Source organism: Pseudomonas sp. GW823-FHT04A03, from assembly GCF_058796615.1.
In genome coordinates this window covers 579,054-594,919 of sequence record NZ_JBXAIV010000003.1, presented here as the reverse complement: position 1 = coordinate 594,919, position 15,866 = coordinate 579,054, and the positions used below count along the sequence as shown (strand labels likewise).

Genomic DNA, 15,866 nt, shown 5'->3' with positions numbered 1-15,866 from the left:
AATCTGGCTGGTCTGCAGAGGAGGCCACTTTTCTCGAGGCATAAAAAAACGGCCTACCTTTCGGTAAGCCGTTTTTAGTACTTGGTGGCTACACAGGGACTTGAACCCCGGACCCCAGCATTATGAATGCTATGCTCTAACCAACTGAGCTATGTAGCCAAGTGGCGCGCATTATTCCCCTGAAATGGAAAAGCGTCAAGCGTAAATTCAAAATATTTCTTCTTATTTTCAACCGCTTATCCTCCCGCGCCGAAAATCGGGGCGGGAGGGGCTTTCAACGCAGCTGAAATCTTCCGGTGTTGGCACTCAAGGCATGGCTGCCCTGGCTCAAGGTATCCGCTGCGAGATTCACAGCCCGCGCGCCTTCGAGCAGGCGAACCGCCGCCTGATCCACCTGCTGGATATTGCCGCTGACCTCATCGGCGGTGCTCGCCTGTTCTTCGACTGCCGTGGCGATCTGTGCGAGGGTGTCGGTGACGCTCTGCACGGCGCTGGCGATTTCCCCCAGGCGTTCGCCAAGCCCCGTGACCGCTTCCGCGTCCGATTGCGCCTGGCCGCACGCAGCCTCCATCAGGCTCACGGCTTCATTGACCGTATTGCGCAGGCTGTCGACCGTTCCGGCAATCTGCGCCGTGGACGATTGCGTACGTTGCGACAGGCTGCGCACCTCGTCGGCCACCACGGCAAAACCGCGACCTTGTTCCCCGGCCCGAGCGGCCTCGATAGCGGCATTGAGTGCGAGCAGGTTGGTCTGCTCGGCGACGCCGCGAATGGTGTCGACCACCAGTTGAATCTGCTGCCCTTGCTCGCTGACCCGGCCGAGCGCTGCGGCAGTTTCGTTCAGGCGCTGATTGAGCTGCTGAATGCTCGCCGTGGTCCGTTGACTGTCACGGCTGCTGTCGGCAGCGATACGCCGGGTGTGCTGGGCGCTGCCGGAAGCCTGTTCGCAACTCTGCGCCACACCTTGAGACGTCGCCGCCAGTTGCGTGGCCGCTGCGGCGATCTGGCTGATCTGCAATTGCTGCGCTTCGACCTCGCTGAGAGCGCCGCTGGAGTGATCGTTGAGGCTGCGCACGGCGTTGCTCAGTTGCGAAGTCTCGTGATCGACACCCAGCAGGCTGGTGCGCAATTGCACCACGGCCACGTTGAGTGCGGTGCTGATCGAGGCCAGTTCATCGCGACCCACGACCGGCACCTGCAGGCTCAGATTGCCGTCGCGCAGCGCCTCGGCCAGCAGCGTGATGCCGCTGGCGCTGCGGCGGATCGAGGCTTGCAGGCAGACGAACAGATACAGCGCCGCCAGTAACAGGAAACCGAACACCGCCGCGACAATGATGAACTGACGAATCGCCGATCCGTGGTAGTCATCCAGCCGCTGATCCAGCGACACCAGCGATTGCTGGCGCAGCGTGGCGAGATTGCCGAGCAGGGCATCGAGAGTGCGCTCGAACTCTTCAGGCTTGAGATTGATGCTGCCGCCGAACACGCCGTCATCCAGCACTTTCAACCCGGCGTCCAGCTGTTTAAGGCTGTCGTGATATTGCCCGGCCCAGCCTTGCAGGGCCGGCGGCAGACGCGCTTCGAGCAGGCTCGCGGTTTTCACCAACTGCTCGCGGGCATCGCCGATGCGACTGCGCAGATCGCGCAGCTGCAGACGGCTTTGCAGGGTGAACTGACCGGAAACCACAGACGCCTGGCCGACGGCTGCCAGCCGACCGACGCGTTCGATCAGGTCCGGTGCGTGCTGGGTGGAAATCTGCGTCAGCAGATAGGTTTCCAGCCACGGTGCAAGGATCAGACGGTTGTCCATCGCGATCTGCTCGCGCAAGGCTTGCAGCGCGCTGAGAGCGTTGGTGAAGCGGTCGTAACCGTCCGGCCACCAACCGACACCGGAAAGGCTTTTCGAGTCCAAGCCATTGAGCGCGGCTTGCAGGGCCTGATAGCGGGTCAGGGTTTCACCTTCCGCGCCTTCGGCTTGCAAGGCATTGCCCAACTCCAGCGTGGCTTGGGCGACGGCAGGTTGTACGCCATCGAAGGCGGCCATGGCCGCAAGGGTGGCGGGCGTCGGCTGGCGGTTGGTTTCCGTGGCGCGCCAGCGGGCGGCGCGATCGCGCTGGGCGGCGAGCAGGTTGTCCAGTGCATCGAGGGCGAGCAACTGCCGCACACCGGCACGTTCGCCAGCGATCAGGTTGAGTTTGTCGCGATAGTCCTGGCCGATCATCAACAGGCTACCGGCCAATGGCAGGATAAACAGCAGAAACAACAACTGGAATTTACGCGCGAAGCCAAACCGCCCCAGCAATCCGATCCCCGGTGATAAAAAAGCCTGCATGCCCCATGACTCCTCTGGACACCACGCACCATCGGCGTGCATCGCGGTCGTTGCGACCGGGATTGGTGCCCTGCTAAAAGGCCTCGAAAGTTCACCCTTGCCCGCTCTGTAGGCCGGCTCTGTAGCGAAACTTCCCATTCTCGATGCCCTTTGTAAGGGCGCCGCGTTCAAGCGGATAAGCAAGGCAAGATTCAGACCATGGCGTTGCGCTATCACTTGTGGCGCGACGACTGAATAGTTCGTTAGCTGGCTAAGGGGATGGCGCTGGCTCACCGAAAAATGGCACATTGACGCACCTGCCCGCGTGCACCCATCTGCAGTCCGGAAACTCCCATGGCTATCAGCAACGTTCAGACCGCCGCTGCCTCGGCGTCCGCTCCTCCACAAAGCAGCCCTTTGGTGATGCGCATCATCGGCGCGGTGGCGCTGGCGCATTTGATCAACGACCTGATCCAGTCAGTGCTGCCGTCGATCTATCCGATGCTCAAGGCCAACTATGGCCTGAGCTTCACCCAAGTCGGCCTGATTACCCTGACCTTTCAGTTGACCGCTTCGCTGTTGCAGCCGTGGGTCGGTTATCACACCGACCGGCATCCGAAACCGTGGCTGCTGCCGGCCGGTTCCGTGTGCACGCTGATCGGTATCGTGATGATGTCGATGGTTGGCAGTTTCCCATTGATTCTGCTGGCAGCGGCGTTGATCGGTATCGGCTCTTCGACCTTCCACCCTGAAGCTTCTCGTATCGCGCGTCTGGCGTCGGGCGGACGTTTCGGTCTGGCGCAATCGACGTTCCAGGTCGGTGGTAACGCCGGTTCGGCATTCGGCCCGTTGCTGGCAGCGGCGATCATCATTCCTTTCGGCCAGGGCAACGTGGCCTGGTTCGGACTGTTCGCGGTGTTTGCGCTGTTCGTGCTCTATCGCATCAGCCGCTGGTATGCCCATCACCTGAACCTGTTCAAGCTCAAGGCCGGCCAGGCCGCCACTCATGGACTGTCGAAGGGCAGGGTGATCAGCGCGTTGGTGGTGCTCGGGTTGCTGGTGTTCTCCAAGTATTTCTACATGGCCAGCCTGACCAGTTACTTCACGTTCTACCTGATCGAGAAGTTCGACCTGTCGGTGGCCAGTTCCCAGCTGCATCTGTTCCTGTTCCTCGGCGCGGTGGCGGCGGGTACGTTCTTCGGCGGGCCGATTGGCGACAAGATCGGGCGCAAGGCGGTGATCTGGTTTTCGATCCTCGGCGTGGCACCGTTCACCCTGCTGATGCCGCATGTCGACCTGTTCTGGACCAGCGTCCTGAGCGTAGTGATCGGCTTCATCCTCGCTTCGGCGTTCTCGGCGATCGTGGTCTACGCACAGGAATTGGTGCCGGGCAATGTCGGGATGATTGCCGGGGTGTTCTTCGGTCTGATGTTCGGCTTTGGCGGGATTGGTGCTGCGTTGCTCGGGCATTTGGCGGATATTCACGGCATCGAGTACGTGTACTTCCTGTGCTCGTTCCTGCCGCTGTTCGGGGTGCTGGCGATCTTCCTGCCGAGAACCAAAAAGGCCTGACGGTCTGAATTTCAGGCACAAAAAAGCCGCGTATCAAACGCGGCTTTTTCATGGGTGCAGCTTTTACACGTTGAAGCGGAAGTGCATCACGTCGCCATCTTTGACGATGTAGTCCTTGCCTTCCAGACGCCATTTACCGGCTTCCTTGGTGCCTGCTTCGCCCTTGTACTGGATGAAGTCGTTGTAGGCGATCACTTCGGCGCGGATGAAGCCTTTCTCGAAGTCGGTGTGGATCACGCCAGCGGCTTGCGGTGCGGTGGCACCGACGCGGACGGTCCAGGCGCGGACTTCTTCGACACCGGCGGTGAAGTAGGTCTGCAGGTGTAGCATTTCGTAGCCGGCGCGGATCACGCGGTTCAGGCCAGGCTCTTCCAGGCCCAGGGCCTCGAGGAACATGTCCTTCTCTTCGCCGTCATCCAGCTCGGCGATTTCTGCTTCGATCTTGTTGCAGACCGGAACGACCATGGCGCCTTCTTCTTCGGCAATGGCCTTGACCACGTCCAGGTGCGGGTTGTTCTCGAAACCGTCTTCAGCGACGTTGGCGATGTACATGACCGGCTTGGTGGTCAGCAGGTGGAAGCCCTTGATGATCGCTTTTTCGTCTGCGCTCATGTTCTTCATCAGGCTGCGTGCAGGCTTGCCTTCGCTGAAGTGCGGGATCAACTGCTCCAGCAGGGCCTTCTGGGCCACTGCGTCCTTGTCACCACCCTTGGCGTTGCGCGCGACTTTCTGCAGTTGCTTCTCGCAGCTGTCGAGGTCGGCGAAGATCAGTTCCAGGTCGATGATTTCGATGTCGCGCTTCGGGTCGACGCTGTTGGAAACGTGGATCACGTTCTCGTCTTCGAAGCAGCGCACGACGTGAGCGATCGCGTCGGTTTCGCGGATGTTGGCCAGGAACTTGTTGCCCAGGCCTTCACCTTTCGACGCGCCGGCAACCAGGCCTGCGATGTCGACGAATTCCATGGTGGTCGGCAGGATGCGCTTCGGATTGACGATGGCCGCCAGAGCGTCCAGACGCGGATCCGGCATCGGCACGATGCCGCTGTTCGGCTCGATGGTGCAGAAGGGGAAGTTCTCGGCCGCGATCCCGGATTTGGTCAGGGCGTTAAACAGGGTGGACTTGCCGACGTTAGGCAGGCCGACGATGCCGCAATTGAATCCCATGGTGTTTCCCCTCGGATTAGAGTCAGGCCTTCTGGCTGTGCAGGTTTTTCATCGCGCGGTTCCATTCACCGGCGAGGATATCCGGCAGCACGCCGAGGGCAAAGTCGATGCTGGCATCGAGTTTTTCCTGTTCGGCGCGTGGCGCACGACCCAGGACGAAATTTGAAACCATACTGGCGACGCCCGGGTGGCCGATGCCAAGCCGCAGGCGGTGGAACGTATTCTGATTGCCCAATTGCGCAATGATGTCGCGCAACCCGTTGTGACCGCCATGGCCGCCGCCGACTTTGAGTTTGGCGACGCCCGGAGGCAGATCGAGTTCGTCGTGCGCCACCAGGATCTCTTCAGGCTTGATGCGGAAGAAACCGGCGAGTGCCGCCACGGCCTGGCCGCTGCGGTTCATGTAGGTGGTGGGAATCAGCAGACGAACATCCTGACCCTGATGCGAAAAACGCCCGGTCAGGCCGAAATACTTGCGATCGGCCACGAGACTCACGTTCTGTGCGTGGGCGATGCGCTCAACAAAAAGGGCCCCTGCGTTATGCCGGGTCTGCTCGTATTCAGCGCCTGGATTTCCCAGGCCAACGATCAGTTTGATGGCAGTCACGATAGGGGCCCTTCCTTTGAGTGGTGGATAACATCGCCGCGATCCTGGAAGGCGGCGAAAGTGGACGAAAAATGCTCATTTACCATGGATGTAAACTCCGCGTTCCCGCCCGCTTTCTCGCTACGTTCCAGTCCGCGATGTTACCTGCTCACTCAGGCATGACAGAGTGAATTACTCTGCTGCGCCTTCTTCGGTAGCTTCTGGAGCAACACGTGGAGCGTGGACGTTGGCAACAGCCTTGTCATCGCCGTGTGCCAGAGCAACGAACTCGACACCTTTAGGAGCTTTGAGGTCCGACAGGTGAACGATGGTGCCGATTTCAGCGTTAGCCAGGTCGACTTCGATGAACTCAGGCAGATCTTTTGGCAGGCAGGAAACTTCGATCTCGGCAACAACGTGCGAGATTTCGCCGCCTTTCTTCACTGGAGCAGCTTCGTTGATGAAGTGCACAGGAACGATAGCGGTCAGTTTCTGGCCAGCTACAACGCGTACGAAGTCAGCGTGCATCACGTGGCCTTTGGCCGGGTGACGCTGCAGAGCCTTGATGATCACGTTTTGCTTGGTGCCACCAACGTTCAGTTCGATAACGTGGCTGTAGGCAGCTTCGTTTTCGAGCAGTTTGGCAACTTCTTTGGCCAGCATGCTGATGGATTCAGGGGCTTTGTCGCCACCGTAAACAACAGCTGGAACCAGGGCGGCGAGACGACGCAGGCGGCGGCTCGCACCTTTCCCCAGGTCGGAACGCGCTTCAGCATTCAGAGTAAAATCGTTCATTTTGTATCTCCAAAATAGCCATGACCGAGTGGCGTTTGCGACCAGCGCCGAACACGGTATGGGCAAAAAAGCCCCGCCCCGGCAGGAATGCCGGGGCGGGGCGCTTTTCGTCAACGAGACATTTCGAGAAGGGCAGGGCCCTTAACGGAACATCGCGCTGATCGATTCTTCATTGCTGATGCGGCGAACCGCTTCGGCAACAACCGGTGCGATATCCAGTTGACGGATACGTGCACAGGCTTGTGCTGCAGCGGACAGCGGGATGGTGTTAGTGACCACCAGCTCGTCCAGCACGGAATTTTCGATATTCTCGATGGCCCGACCCGACAGCACAGGGTGTGTGCAGTAGGCAAAGACCTTGGCTGCGCCATGCTCTTTCAGGGCCTTGGCCGCGTGGCACAGAGTGCCGGCGGTATCGACCATGTCATCGACCAGAATGCAGGTACGCCCTTCGACATCACCGATGATATGCATCACTTCAGAGTGATTGGCTTTCTCACGGCGTTTGTCGATGATCCCGAGATCCACGCCCAAGGATTTGGCAACGGCACGTGCACGCACGACGCCACCAATGTCCGGGGACACGATCATCAGGTTCTCGAAGCGCTGATCTTCGATGTCATCCACCAGAACCGGGGAGCCGTAGATGTTATCTACCGGAATATCGAAGAAACCCTGAATCTGGTCAGCATGCAGATCAACCGTGAGAACACGGTCGATGCCGACTACGGTGAGCATGTCAGCAACGACTTTCGCGCTGATAGCCACACGTGCGGAACGCGGACGGCGATCCTGACGGGCATAACCAAAATAAGGAATAACAGCAGTGATACGAGTAGCCGAGGAGCGGCGGAAGGCATCAGCCATCACTACCAGTTCCATCAGGTTATCGTTGGTCGGAGCGCAAGTCGGCTGAATAATGAAGACGTCTTTACCACGAACGTTTTCATTGATCTCGGCTGTAATTTCGCCGTCGGAGAATTTACCGACAGAGATGTCACCGAGAGGGATATGCAGCTGACGTACGACACGCCGAGCCAGATCGGGGTTAGCGTTCCCCGTAAAGACCATCATCTTGGACACGCGCAGTACCTGAAGGCTGAGGGTATACCTGGATGAGTATAGGAAAATGGCAGGGGCGGCTGGATTCGAACCAACGCATGGCAGGATCAAAACCTGCTGCCTTACCGCTTGGCGACGCCCCTGTATCTGTTGCTTGCAAGTGCCGGGCACTTGGTTCCTTTAGAGCAGACTTTGCAGCTTGCGATGCAACATCGAAACGTTGCTTCCTTTCGCTACAAACCCTGTAAGGGACTCTGTCAGAAGGGCCGAGACTTTATCAGCTTCAGCTTTGCTTGGGAAGCCCCCAAACACACAACTTCCAGTTCCGGTGAGTTTTGCTTCGGTAAAATTACCTAACAAATTCAATGCGTTACGTACTTCTGGATAACGCCTCGATACCACCGGCAAGCAGTCATTTCGACTGTTTCCCTCGGGAACGGGGCGCACTTTAATGGGCGGCGTGTTACGTGTCAACAATGGATCTGAAAAAATTTCTGCCGTACTAACAGAGACTTGCGGGACGAGCACGACATACCACGGTTCGGCGGGCTCGACCGGGGTCAGTTTCTCGCCGACACCTTCGGCGAAAGCCGCATGGCCACGCACGAACACCGGCACGTCGGCACCCAGTGTCAGGCCCAGTGCAGCCAGGCGATCTTCATCCCAACCCAGTTGCCACAAATGATTGAGGCCGAGCAGGGTGGTGGCCGCGTTCGAACTGCCGCCACCGATGCCGCCGCCCATCGGCAGGATCTTGTCGATCCAGATATCGATGCCGAGCGAGCAGCCGGATTGTTCCTGCAGTTTCTTCGCCGCGCGCACGATCAGGTTGCTTTCGTGGGGCACGCCGTCGAATTCGGTGTGCAGGCGGATCACGCCATCGTCACGCACGGCGAAAGTGATTTCGTCGCCGTAGTCGAGGAACTGAAAAAGCGTCTGCAACTCGTGATAACCGTCTTCACGACGACCGAGAATATGCAGCATCAAATTGAGTTTGGCCGGCGAAGGCAAAGTGAGGCGTGGAGCGGTCATGCGTTATTGCCCCAATTTGCGCGGTTGCCAGGTCTTGATCACCAGCGTCACGTCCAGATCGGTGCCGTGCAGCTTGATCCGCTCGGGCAGCCAGTAACCGTTCTGTTCGGCATAGCTGAGGTATTCGACCTGCCAGCCATCCTGATCCAGATTGGCCAGGCGGCTGTTGCCGTCCAGGGTCAGACGGCTTTTGCTGTCCGGCGCCGGGAGGCCGCGAACCCACCAGGCCAGATGTGAGACCGGCAATTTCCAGCCCAGTTGCTCTTCGACCAATGCTTCCGGAGTCGGCGCTTCATAACGGCCCTGATTCGCCACTTCCAGCGACACCGCGCCCGGGCGGCCGGTCAGTCGCGCCGCGCCACGACCCAGCGGGCCGGACAGGCGGATGTCGTAGTAATCCTGACGTTGCAGCCAGAACAGCGTGCCGCTGCCCGAGTCTTTCGGGGCGCGGATGCCGATCTTGCCGTCGATCTGCCAGCCGTCGAGGCCGGTCAGGTGTTGTTTGTTCGCGGCCCACTGTGCCGGATTGCCGTGGCCTTCGACCGATTCACGGGCGCCGAAGCCCGCGCAACCGGCGAGCAGGGCGATGAAGCTGAAAACTATGACGTGGCGCAAAAACATGAGTTAAAGAGTCTCGGATCCGGTCAGGCGCTTGATGGTGCTGCGCAGGATGGTGCTGTCAGGCTGGTCCTTGAGGAACTTGCCCCAGATTTGTTTCGCTTCGCGCTGCTTGCCCTTGGCCCACAGCACTTCGCCCAGGTGCGCGGCGACTTCGTGATCGGGGAAGCGCTCGAGGGCCTGACGCAGGTATTTCTCGGCGTCTTCCAGATTGCCCATGCGGAAGTTCACCCAGCCGAGGCTGTCGAGCACCGCCGGGTCTTCCGGGTTGATCTGGTGAGCCTGCTCGATCAGCGCCTTGGCTTCAGCGTAGCGGGTGGTGCGGTCGGACAGGGTGTAGCCGAGGGCGTTGAGGGCCATGGCGTTGTCCGGATCGCGCTTGATGATCAGGCGCAGGTCTTTTTCCATCTGCGCCAGGTCATTGCGTTTTTCCGCCTGCATCGCGCGGGTGTAAAGCAGGTTCAGATCGTCCGGATATTGCTGCAACGCTTGTTGCAGGACTTTCCAGGCTTTGTCGCCCTGGTTGTTGGCGGACAGGGTTTCGGCTTCGATCAGGTACAGCTGGATCGCGTAATCCGGCTGCTCGTCACGCTCGGCGGCCAGTTTGCTCTGGGCTTCGGCGGTCTTGCCGTTGTTCATCAGAATATCGGCCTGACGCAGTTGCGCCGGCAGATAGTCGTTGCCCGGGCCGACCTGGGCGTACTCGATGAGCGCGCCTTGCGGGTCATTGCGTTCTTCAGCGATGCGGCCCAGGTTCAGGTGCGCCGAGTCGACATGGCTTTCCCGGGCGATCAGGTCTTCCAGATAACCTTTGGCCTCGTCCCAGGCTTTGGCTTCCAGACAGACCAGCGCGAGGGAGTAACGCAGTTCGTCGTCTTCCGGGTATTGCTGAACCAGGGTGGAGAACTCGACCTTGGCGTCGTCCATCCGGTCCTGTTCTACCAGCATCCGCGCGTAAGTCAGGCGCAGGCGCTTGTCGTCCGGATACTTTTTGATGCTTTTTTGCAGCAGCGGCAGCGCTTCGTCGCCACGGTTCAGCCCTTGCAGCAGGCGTGCACGCAGCAGGATCGGGGCGATCTCGCCGTCTTCCGGCGGATTGTCTTCGAGCAGGGTCAGCGCACCTTGGGTGTCGCCATCCTGCTGCATCAGCAGGGCCTTGCCGAAAATCAGCTGATTGTTGTTCGGGTGACGCTGCAACAGGCGGTCGAAGCTTTTCATCAGGCCGTTGCGGGTTTCCTGATCGGTGTCGGCGGCCGACAGCGCGAGGAAGTCGAAATGGGTGTCGCCTTTGCCCTGCAGGACTTTCTCCATGTAGACCATCGAGTCGTCATAACGCCCGGCACGAGCCAGTTGCACGGCGGCGGCGCGTTGCGCTTCGAGGTCGTCCGGGGCGTTTTTTGCCCAGATCAGCGCGGTATCGAGGGCCGGCTGATCGGCGCCCAGATACTCGGCGATGCGGAAGGCCCGCTCGGAAACGCCCGGATCCTGGGTGTTGATGGCCTGGGTCACGTAGTTGTCCAGGGCAATGTCGAAACGATTGCGCTGGCCAGCGAGCTCGGCGCTCAGCAGGCTGAACACCGTTTCCTGGCTGAACGAGCTGTAAACCTTGGGCTTTTCAGGGGCCGGCGTGGTGTCTTCGACCGGTGAGGCACCGTCCTGCGAAACGGGGGCCAAGGCCTGGCAGCCGCTGAGGAAGACAAAAGCGAGGAGCAACGCGGAAGATCTATTCATATAGGAAGAGGACGACTAACCTGCGGTCGGATCATCATGACACAAGCCTTCGGCCAAACATAACCGAGTCTCGATTGTGGCCATTATAGGGGCCGACAATTGGGACAATAGTCAGCGGTAGTTGTTCTGAATCTGACGAAGTAGGACAATTGCCGGCTTCACGTCACCATCAGCGACCTTGAATGGCCTTCCTTGCACTCGGTATCAACCACAAGACTGCTTCAGTAGACGTCCGCGAGCGCGTGGCCTTTACCCCTGAGCAGCTGGTGGAGGCCTTGCAGCAGCTCTGCCGACTCACCGACAGCCGCGAAGCTGCGATCCTCTCCACCTGCAATCGCAGTGAGCTGTATATAGAACAGGATCAGCTTTCGGCCGATATCGTGCTGCGCTGGCTGGCCGACTATCACCATTTAAGCCTCGATGAGCTGCGCGCGAGTGCTTATGTGCATGAAGATGATGCGGCAGTTCGTCACATGATGCGCGTCGCCTCCGGGCTCGACTCGCTGGTGCTGGGTGAGCCGCAGATTCTCGGCCAGATGAAATCGGCCTACGCCGTGGCCCGCGAGGCCGGCACCATCGGGCCGCTGCTCGGGCGACTGTTCCAGGCGACCTTCAACGCCGCCAAGCAAGTCCGTACCGACACCGCCATCGGTGAAAACCCGGTGTCCGTGGCGTTTGCCGCCGTCAGCCTGGCCAAACAGATTTTCAGTGATTTGCAACGCAGCCAGGCCTTGCTGATCGGCGCCGGTGAGACCATCACTCTGGTCGCCCGCCATCTGCATGAGCTCGGGGTCAAGCGCATCGTGGTCGCCAACCGGACCCTGGAGCGCGCCAGCCTGCTGGCCGAGCAGTTCGGTGCCCACGCGGTGTTGCTCTCGGATATTCCGGCCGAACTGGTGCGCAGCGACATCGTCATCAGTTCTACCGCCAGTCAGTTGCCGATCCTCGGCAAGGGCGCGGTGGAAAGCGCCCTGAAGCTGCGTAAGCACAAGCCGATCTTCATGGTCGACATCGCCGTTCCCCGTGACATCGAGCCAGAAGTCGGCGAACTCGACGACGTTTACCTCTATAGCGTCGACGATCTGCACGAAGTGGTCGCCGAAAACCTCAAGAGCCGTCAGGGCGCAGCGCAGGCTGCAGAAGAGATGGTTTCGGTCGGCGCCGACGATTTCATGGTGCGCCTGCGCGAGCTGGCGGCGGTCGATGTGCTCAAGGCCTATCGTCAACAGAGCGAACGCCTGCGCGACGAAGAACTGCAAAAGGCCCTGCGCCTGCTGGCCAACGGCGGCAACGCCGAAGACGTGCTCGGCCAACTGGCCCGTGGCCTGACCAACAAACTCCTGCACGCCCCGAGCGTGCAGTTGAAAAAGCTTTCTGCCGAAGGCCGCCTCGATGCGCTGGCCATGGCTCAGGAACTCTTTGCCCTCGAGGGCTCACCGGATAGCTTTTCGGATAAAAAACCGCAATGAAAGCGTCACTGCTCAATAAGCTGGACATTCTCCAGGACCGTTTCGAGGAACTGACCGCGCTGCTCGGCGACGGCGAAGTCATTTCCGACCAGACCAAATTCCGCGCCTATTCCAAGGAATACGCCGAACTTGAGCCGGTGGTACAAGGCTATAAAAAGCTGCTCGGCGTACAAAGCGATCTTGAAGGCGCGCAGGCGCTGCTCAAGGACAGCGACCCGGACATGCGTGAAATGGCCGTGGAAGAAGTCCGCGAAGCAAAGGAACTGCTGATCACGCTGGAATCCGACCTGCAACGCATGTTGCTGCCCAAGGATCCCAACGACGGGCGCAACGTCTTTCTCGAAATCCGCGCCGGCACCGGTGGCGACGAGGCGGCGATCTTTTCCGGCGACCTGTTCCGCATGTACTCGCGTTACGCCGAACGCCGTGGCTGGCGCGTGGAGATCCTCTCGGAAAACGAAGGCGAACACGGCGGCTATAAAGAAGTCATCGCCCGCATCGAAGGCGACAATGTTTACGGCAAGCTGAAATTCGAATCCGGCGCGCACCGCGTACAGCGTGTACCCGCCACCGAATCCCAGGGCCGTATCCACACCTCGGCCTGCACCGTGGCGGTATTGCCCGAGCCGGACGAGCGTGAAGCCATCGAGATCAACCCGGCGGATTTGCGCGTCGACACTTACCGCTCCTCCGGGGCCGGTGGTCAGCACGTCAACACCACCGATTCGGCGATCCGCATCACCCACATCCCGACCGGGACCGTTGTCGAGTGCCAGGAAGAACGTTCCCAGCACAAGAACCGTGCCCGTGCGATGGCCTGGTTGGCGGCCAAGCTCAACGACCAGCAGACGGCTGCGGCGGCCAACGCCATCGCCAGCGAACGTAAATTGCTGGTGGGTTCCGGTGACCGCTCCGAGCGTATCCGCACCTACAACTTTGCCCAGGGCCGGGTCACCGACCACCGCGTCAACCTGACCCTGTATTCCCTCGATGAAATCCTCGCCGGTGGCGTCGAAGCGGTAATCGAGCCGTTGCTGGCCGAATACCAGGCCGACCAACTCGCAGCGATAGGTGAGTAAATGACCATCATCGCCAGCCTGTTGCGCGCCGCCGAACTGCCGGACTCGCCCACCGCGCGTCTGGATGCCGAATTGCTCCTGGCCGCCGCGCTGGGCAAGTCGCGCAGTTTTCTCCATACCTGGCCCGAGCGCATCGTGCCCAGCGAAGCCGCTCTGGTTTTTGCCGAGTACCTGCAACGTCGTCGCAGCGGCGAGCCGGTGGCCTACATTCTGGGTCAGCAGGGTTTCTGGAAGCTGGATCTGGAAGTCGCGCCGCACACGCTGATCCCGCGTCCGGACACCGAACTGCTGGTGGAAGCCGCGCTGGAAGCGTTGCCGGCGACCCCGGCCAAAGTGCTCGACCTCGGCACCGGCAGCGGGGCGATTGCCCTGGCCCTGGCCAGCGAGCGCCCGGCGTGGAAAGTCACCGCCGTGGATCGTGTGCTGGAAGCCGTGGCCCTGGCCGAGCGCAATCGCCAGCGCCTGCATCTGAACAACGCCACGGTGCTGAGCAGCCACTGGTTCAGCGCCCTCGAAGGCAAGCGTTTTGAGCTGATCATCAGCAACCCGCCGTATATCCGCGCGGCCGATCCGCATCTGGTGGAAGGTGATGTGCGCTTCGAGCCGGAAAGCGCCTTGGTGGCCGGCATCGACGGGCTCGACGATCTTCGTCTGATCATCGCCCAGGCGCCGGCCCATCTGGAAGCCGGTGGCTGGCTGATGCTCGAACACGGCTATGATCAAGCCGAAGCCGTGCGCGATCTGCTGCTGACGCAAGGTTTCGAAGAAGTCCACAGCCGCACCGACCTGGGCGGCCATCAACGGATCAGCCTGGGGCGCCTGCCGTGCTGAATGATCAGGAATTGTTGCGCTACAGTCGGCAGATCCTGCTGCAACACATCGACATCGATGGCCAGTTGAAGCTCAAGGACAGCCGGGTATTGATCGTCGGCCTCGGCGGTCTCGGTGCGCCGGTGGCGTTGTACCTGGCGGCGGCGGGTGTCGGTGAATTGCACCTGGCGGATTTCGACACGGTCGACCTGACCAACCTGCAACGCCAGATCATCCACGACACCGACAGCGTCGGCATGACCAAAGTCGATTCGGCGCTCAAGCGCCTGAGCGCGATCAACCCTGAAATCCGACTGGTGCCCCATCGTCAGGCGCTGGACGAGGATTCCCTCGCCGCAGCCGTGGCGGTGGTGGATCTGGTGCTCGACTGCTCGGACAATTTCTCCACCCGCGAAGCGGTCAACGCCGCGTGCGTGGCGGCGCGCAAGCCCTTGGTCAGCGGCGCCGCGATCCGCCTCGAAGGGCAACTCTCGGTGTTCGACCCACGTCGCGCCGAGAGCCCGTGCTACCACTGCCTGTACGGTCACGGCAGCGAAGCTGAACTGACTTGCAGCGAAGCCGGCGTGGTCGGGCCGCTGGTCGGTCTGGTCGGCAGCCTGCAAGCGCTGGAAGCCCTGAAGTTATTGGCGGGTTTTGGCGAGCCACTGGTGGGGCGTCTGCTGTTGATCGATGCACTGGGCTCGCGTTTCCGTGAGCTGCGGGTCAAGCGCGACCCGGGTTGCAGCGTCTGTGGTTTGCAGCATGCGTGAAGCGCCGATTGCCGTCTTCGATTCCGGCGTCGGCGGTCTGTCGGTGCTGGCGGAAATCCAGCAACTGCTACCGAATGAATCGCTGCTGTACCTCGGCGATTGCGGCCACATTCCTTATGGCGAGAAAACCCCGGAATTCATCCGCCAGCGTTGCAGCGTGATGGCCGGTTTTTTCCGCGAGCAGGGTGCCAAGGCGCTGGTGATCGCGTGCAACACCGCGACCGTGGCCGGCGTCGCCGATCTTCGCCGGGACTTTCCCGAGTGGCCGATTGTCGGCATGGAGCCGGCGGTCAAACCGGCCGCCGCCGCCACCCGCAGCGGCGTGGTGGGCGTACTCGCCACCACCGGCACCTTGCAAAGTGCGAAGTTTGCAGCGCTGCTCGATCGTTTTGCCACGGATGTGCGGGTCATCACTCAACCGTGCCCCGGACTGGTCGAGCGGATTGAAATCGGCGATCTGCACAGCGCCGAGCTGCGTGCATTGCTCAAGCACTACGTCGATCCGCTTCTGGCCAACGGTTGCGACACGATCATTCTGGGCTGCACCCACTACCCGTTTCTCAAGCCGATGCTCAAGTCGATGATCCCCGAGAGCATCAGCCTGATCGATACGGGCGCGGCGGTAGCACGCCAATTGCAGCGGCTGCTGGCCGAGCGTGATCTGCTCGCCGAAGGTCCGAACCGCCCGGTCAGATTCTGGACCAGCGCCGATCCTGCGTCTTTGCGCAAGACCCTGGTCCTGCTGGGCCAAGCCGATGGCGACGTCGAAAAATTCACCTTGTAAAAAAAATGTGAAATATCTAAAAAGTCAGCTGAACTTCTGACCAAGCGCAGATTTCTATAGCGCAGAGTGACCTAGAAAACCAA

The 15,866-nt window shown here is 60.5% G+C and carries 14 protein-coding genes and 2 tRNA genes; 6 read left to right on the top strand and 10 right to left on the bottom strand.

Translation table 11 applies throughout. The features are described from left to right. Positions 1-82 precede the first annotated feature (82 nt). Positions 83-159 (bottom strand) — tRNA-Met (locus AC1Q9F_RS12575). Between the two features lie 115 nt (positions 160-274). Further along, positions 275-2,332 carry a methyl-accepting chemotaxis protein gene (locus tag AC1Q9F_RS12570; RefSeq protein ID WP_492619806.1) on the bottom strand — a complete coding sequence of 686 codons (2,058 nt, stop codon included), beginning with the start codon at positions 2,330-2,332 and terminating at the stop codon, positions 275-277. Between the two features lie 333 nt (positions 2,333-2,665). Here AC1Q9F_RS12570 and AC1Q9F_RS12565 point away from each other — a divergent pair, with 333 nt between their 5' ends. Further along, positions 2,666-3,883, top strand: a complete 1,218-nt coding sequence (locus tag AC1Q9F_RS12565; RefSeq protein ID WP_221616184.1) for an MFS transporter — start codon at positions 2,666-2,668, stop codon at positions 3,881-3,883. 63 nt (positions 3,884-3,946) lie between these two features. Here AC1Q9F_RS12565 and ychF read toward each other — a convergent pair whose 3' ends face one another. From ychF to AC1Q9F_RS12525, 8 genes are all read right to left on the bottom strand, one after another. Beyond that, positions 3,947-5,047, bottom strand: coding sequence for a redox-regulated ATPase YchF (ychF, locus tag AC1Q9F_RS12560; RefSeq protein ID WP_007951727.1), 1,101 nt, complete (start codon positions 5,045-5,047; stop codon positions 3,947-3,949). Positions 5,048-5,069: 22 nt separating this feature from the next. Beyond that, positions 5,070-5,654, bottom strand: coding sequence for an aminoacyl-tRNA hydrolase (gene pth, locus AC1Q9F_RS12555; protein WP_207983928.1), 585 nt, complete (start codon positions 5,652-5,654; stop codon positions 5,070-5,072). A 171-nt stretch (positions 5,655-5,825) separates the two neighbouring features. Beyond that, positions 5,826-6,428 (bottom strand): 50S ribosomal protein L25/general stress protein Ctc, encoded by a 603-nt coding sequence (locus AC1Q9F_RS12550; protein WP_007951725.1) that lies wholly within the window; start codon positions 6,426-6,428, stop codon positions 5,826-5,828. 141 nt (positions 6,429-6,569) lie between these two features. Continuing rightward, the gene (locus AC1Q9F_RS12545; RefSeq protein WP_003171603.1) at positions 6,570-7,511 is read right to left on the bottom strand and encodes a ribose-phosphate pyrophosphokinase; all 942 of its coding nucleotides are present in this window, start codon (positions 7,509-7,511) and stop codon (positions 6,570-6,572) included. Positions 7,512-7,558: 47 nt separating this feature from the next. Continuing rightward, positions 7,559-7,633: transfer RNA gene (locus AC1Q9F_RS12540), tRNA-Gln, on the bottom strand. A gap of 37 nt (positions 7,634-7,670) precedes the next feature. Next, positions 7,671-8,522 (bottom strand): 4-(cytidine 5'-diphospho)-2-C-methyl-D-erythritol kinase, encoded by an 852-nt coding sequence (ispE, locus tag AC1Q9F_RS12535; protein ID WP_492619807.1) that lies wholly within the window; start codon positions 8,520-8,522, stop codon positions 7,671-7,673. A gap of 3 nt (positions 8,523-8,525) precedes the next feature. Further along, positions 8,526-9,143 carry a lipoprotein insertase outer membrane protein LolB gene (gene lolB / locus AC1Q9F_RS12530; RefSeq protein ID WP_007951721.1) on the bottom strand — a complete coding sequence of 206 codons (618 nt, stop codon included), beginning with the start codon at positions 9,141-9,143 and terminating at the stop codon, positions 8,526-8,528. Positions 9,144-9,146: 3 nt separating this feature from the next. Then, the gene (locus AC1Q9F_RS12525) at positions 9,147-10,871 is read right to left on the bottom strand and encodes a tetratricopeptide repeat protein (RefSeq protein WP_007951720.1); all 1,725 of its coding nucleotides are present in this window, start codon (positions 10,869-10,871) and stop codon (positions 9,147-9,149) included. A gap of 182 nt (positions 10,872-11,053) precedes the next feature. On the opposite strand from AC1Q9F_RS12525, the gene hemA reads away from it, so the two are divergent. Genes hemA through murI form a run of 5 tightly spaced genes read left to right on the top strand, consistent with a single transcriptional unit; the run spans position 11,054 to position 15,783 of the window. Beyond that, positions 11,054-12,340: a glutamyl-tRNA reductase gene (hemA, locus tag AC1Q9F_RS12520; RefSeq protein WP_007951716.1), complete on the top strand. Its 1,287-nt coding sequence runs from the start codon at positions 11,054-11,056 to the stop codon at positions 12,338-12,340. Continuing rightward, positions 12,337-13,419 (top strand): peptide chain release factor 1, encoded by a 1,083-nt coding sequence (gene prfA, locus AC1Q9F_RS12515; RefSeq protein WP_007951714.1) that lies wholly within the window; start codon positions 12,337-12,339, stop codon positions 13,417-13,419. The genes hemA and prfA overlap by 4 nt, the downstream gene beginning before the upstream one ends. Beyond that, positions 13,420-14,250, top strand: a complete 831-nt coding sequence (gene prmC, locus AC1Q9F_RS12510; protein ID WP_492619808.1) for a peptide chain release factor N(5)-glutamine methyltransferase — start codon at positions 13,420-13,422, stop codon at positions 14,248-14,250. After that, positions 14,244-14,999, top strand: a complete 756-nt coding sequence (locus AC1Q9F_RS12505; RefSeq protein WP_492619809.1) for a molybdopterin-synthase adenylyltransferase MoeB — start codon at positions 14,244-14,246, stop codon at positions 14,997-14,999. The genes prmC and AC1Q9F_RS12505 overlap by 7 nt, the downstream gene beginning before the upstream one ends. Then, complete coding sequence (gene murI / locus AC1Q9F_RS12500) at positions 14,992-15,783, top strand: glutamate racemase (RefSeq protein ID WP_492619810.1); 792 nt, start codon at positions 14,992-14,994, stop codon at positions 15,781-15,783. The genes AC1Q9F_RS12505 and murI overlap by 8 nt, the downstream gene beginning before the upstream one ends. Positions 15,784-15,866: the final 83 nt, after the last annotated feature.

Bases quoted from the DNA above. Each gene is read 5' to 3' on its own strand.
- AC1Q9F_RS12570 (WP_492619806.1), bottom strand. From the start codon at position 2,332: ATGCAGGCTTTTTTATCACCGGGGATCGGATTGCTGGGGCGGTTTGGC.
- AC1Q9F_RS12565 (WP_221616184.1), top strand. From the start codon at position 2,666: ATGGCTATCAGCAACGTTCAGACCGCCGCTGCCTCGGCGTCCGCTCCT.
- ychF (WP_007951727.1), bottom strand. From the start codon at position 5,047: ATGGGATTCAATTGCGGCATCGTCGGCCTGCCTAACGTCGGCAAGTCC.
- AC1Q9F_RS12550 (WP_007951725.1), bottom strand. From the start codon at position 6,428: ATGAACGATTTTACTCTGAATGCTGAAGCGCGTTCCGACCTGGGGAAA.
- ispE (WP_492619807.1), bottom strand. From the start codon at position 8,522: ATGACCGCTCCACGCCTCACTTTGCCTTCGCCGGCCAAACTCAATTTG.
- lolB (WP_007951721.1), bottom strand. From the start codon at position 9,143: ATGTTTTTGCGCCACGTCATAGTTTTCAGCTTCATCGCCCTGCTCGCC.
- AC1Q9F_RS12525 (WP_007951720.1), bottom strand. From the start codon at position 10,871: ATGAATAGATCTTCCGCGTTGCTCCTCGCTTTTGTCTTCCTCAGCGGC.
- hemA (WP_007951716.1), top strand. From the start codon at position 11,054: ATGGCCTTCCTTGCACTCGGTATCAACCACAAGACTGCTTCAGTAGAC.
- prfA (WP_007951714.1), top strand. From the start codon at position 12,337: ATGAAAGCGTCACTGCTCAATAAGCTGGACATTCTCCAGGACCGTTTC.
- prmC (WP_492619808.1), top strand. From the start codon at position 13,420: ATGACCATCATCGCCAGCCTGTTGCGCGCCGCCGAACTGCCGGACTCG.
- murI (WP_492619810.1), top strand. From the start codon at position 14,992: ATGCGTGAAGCGCCGATTGCCGTCTTCGATTCCGGCGTCGGCGGTCTG.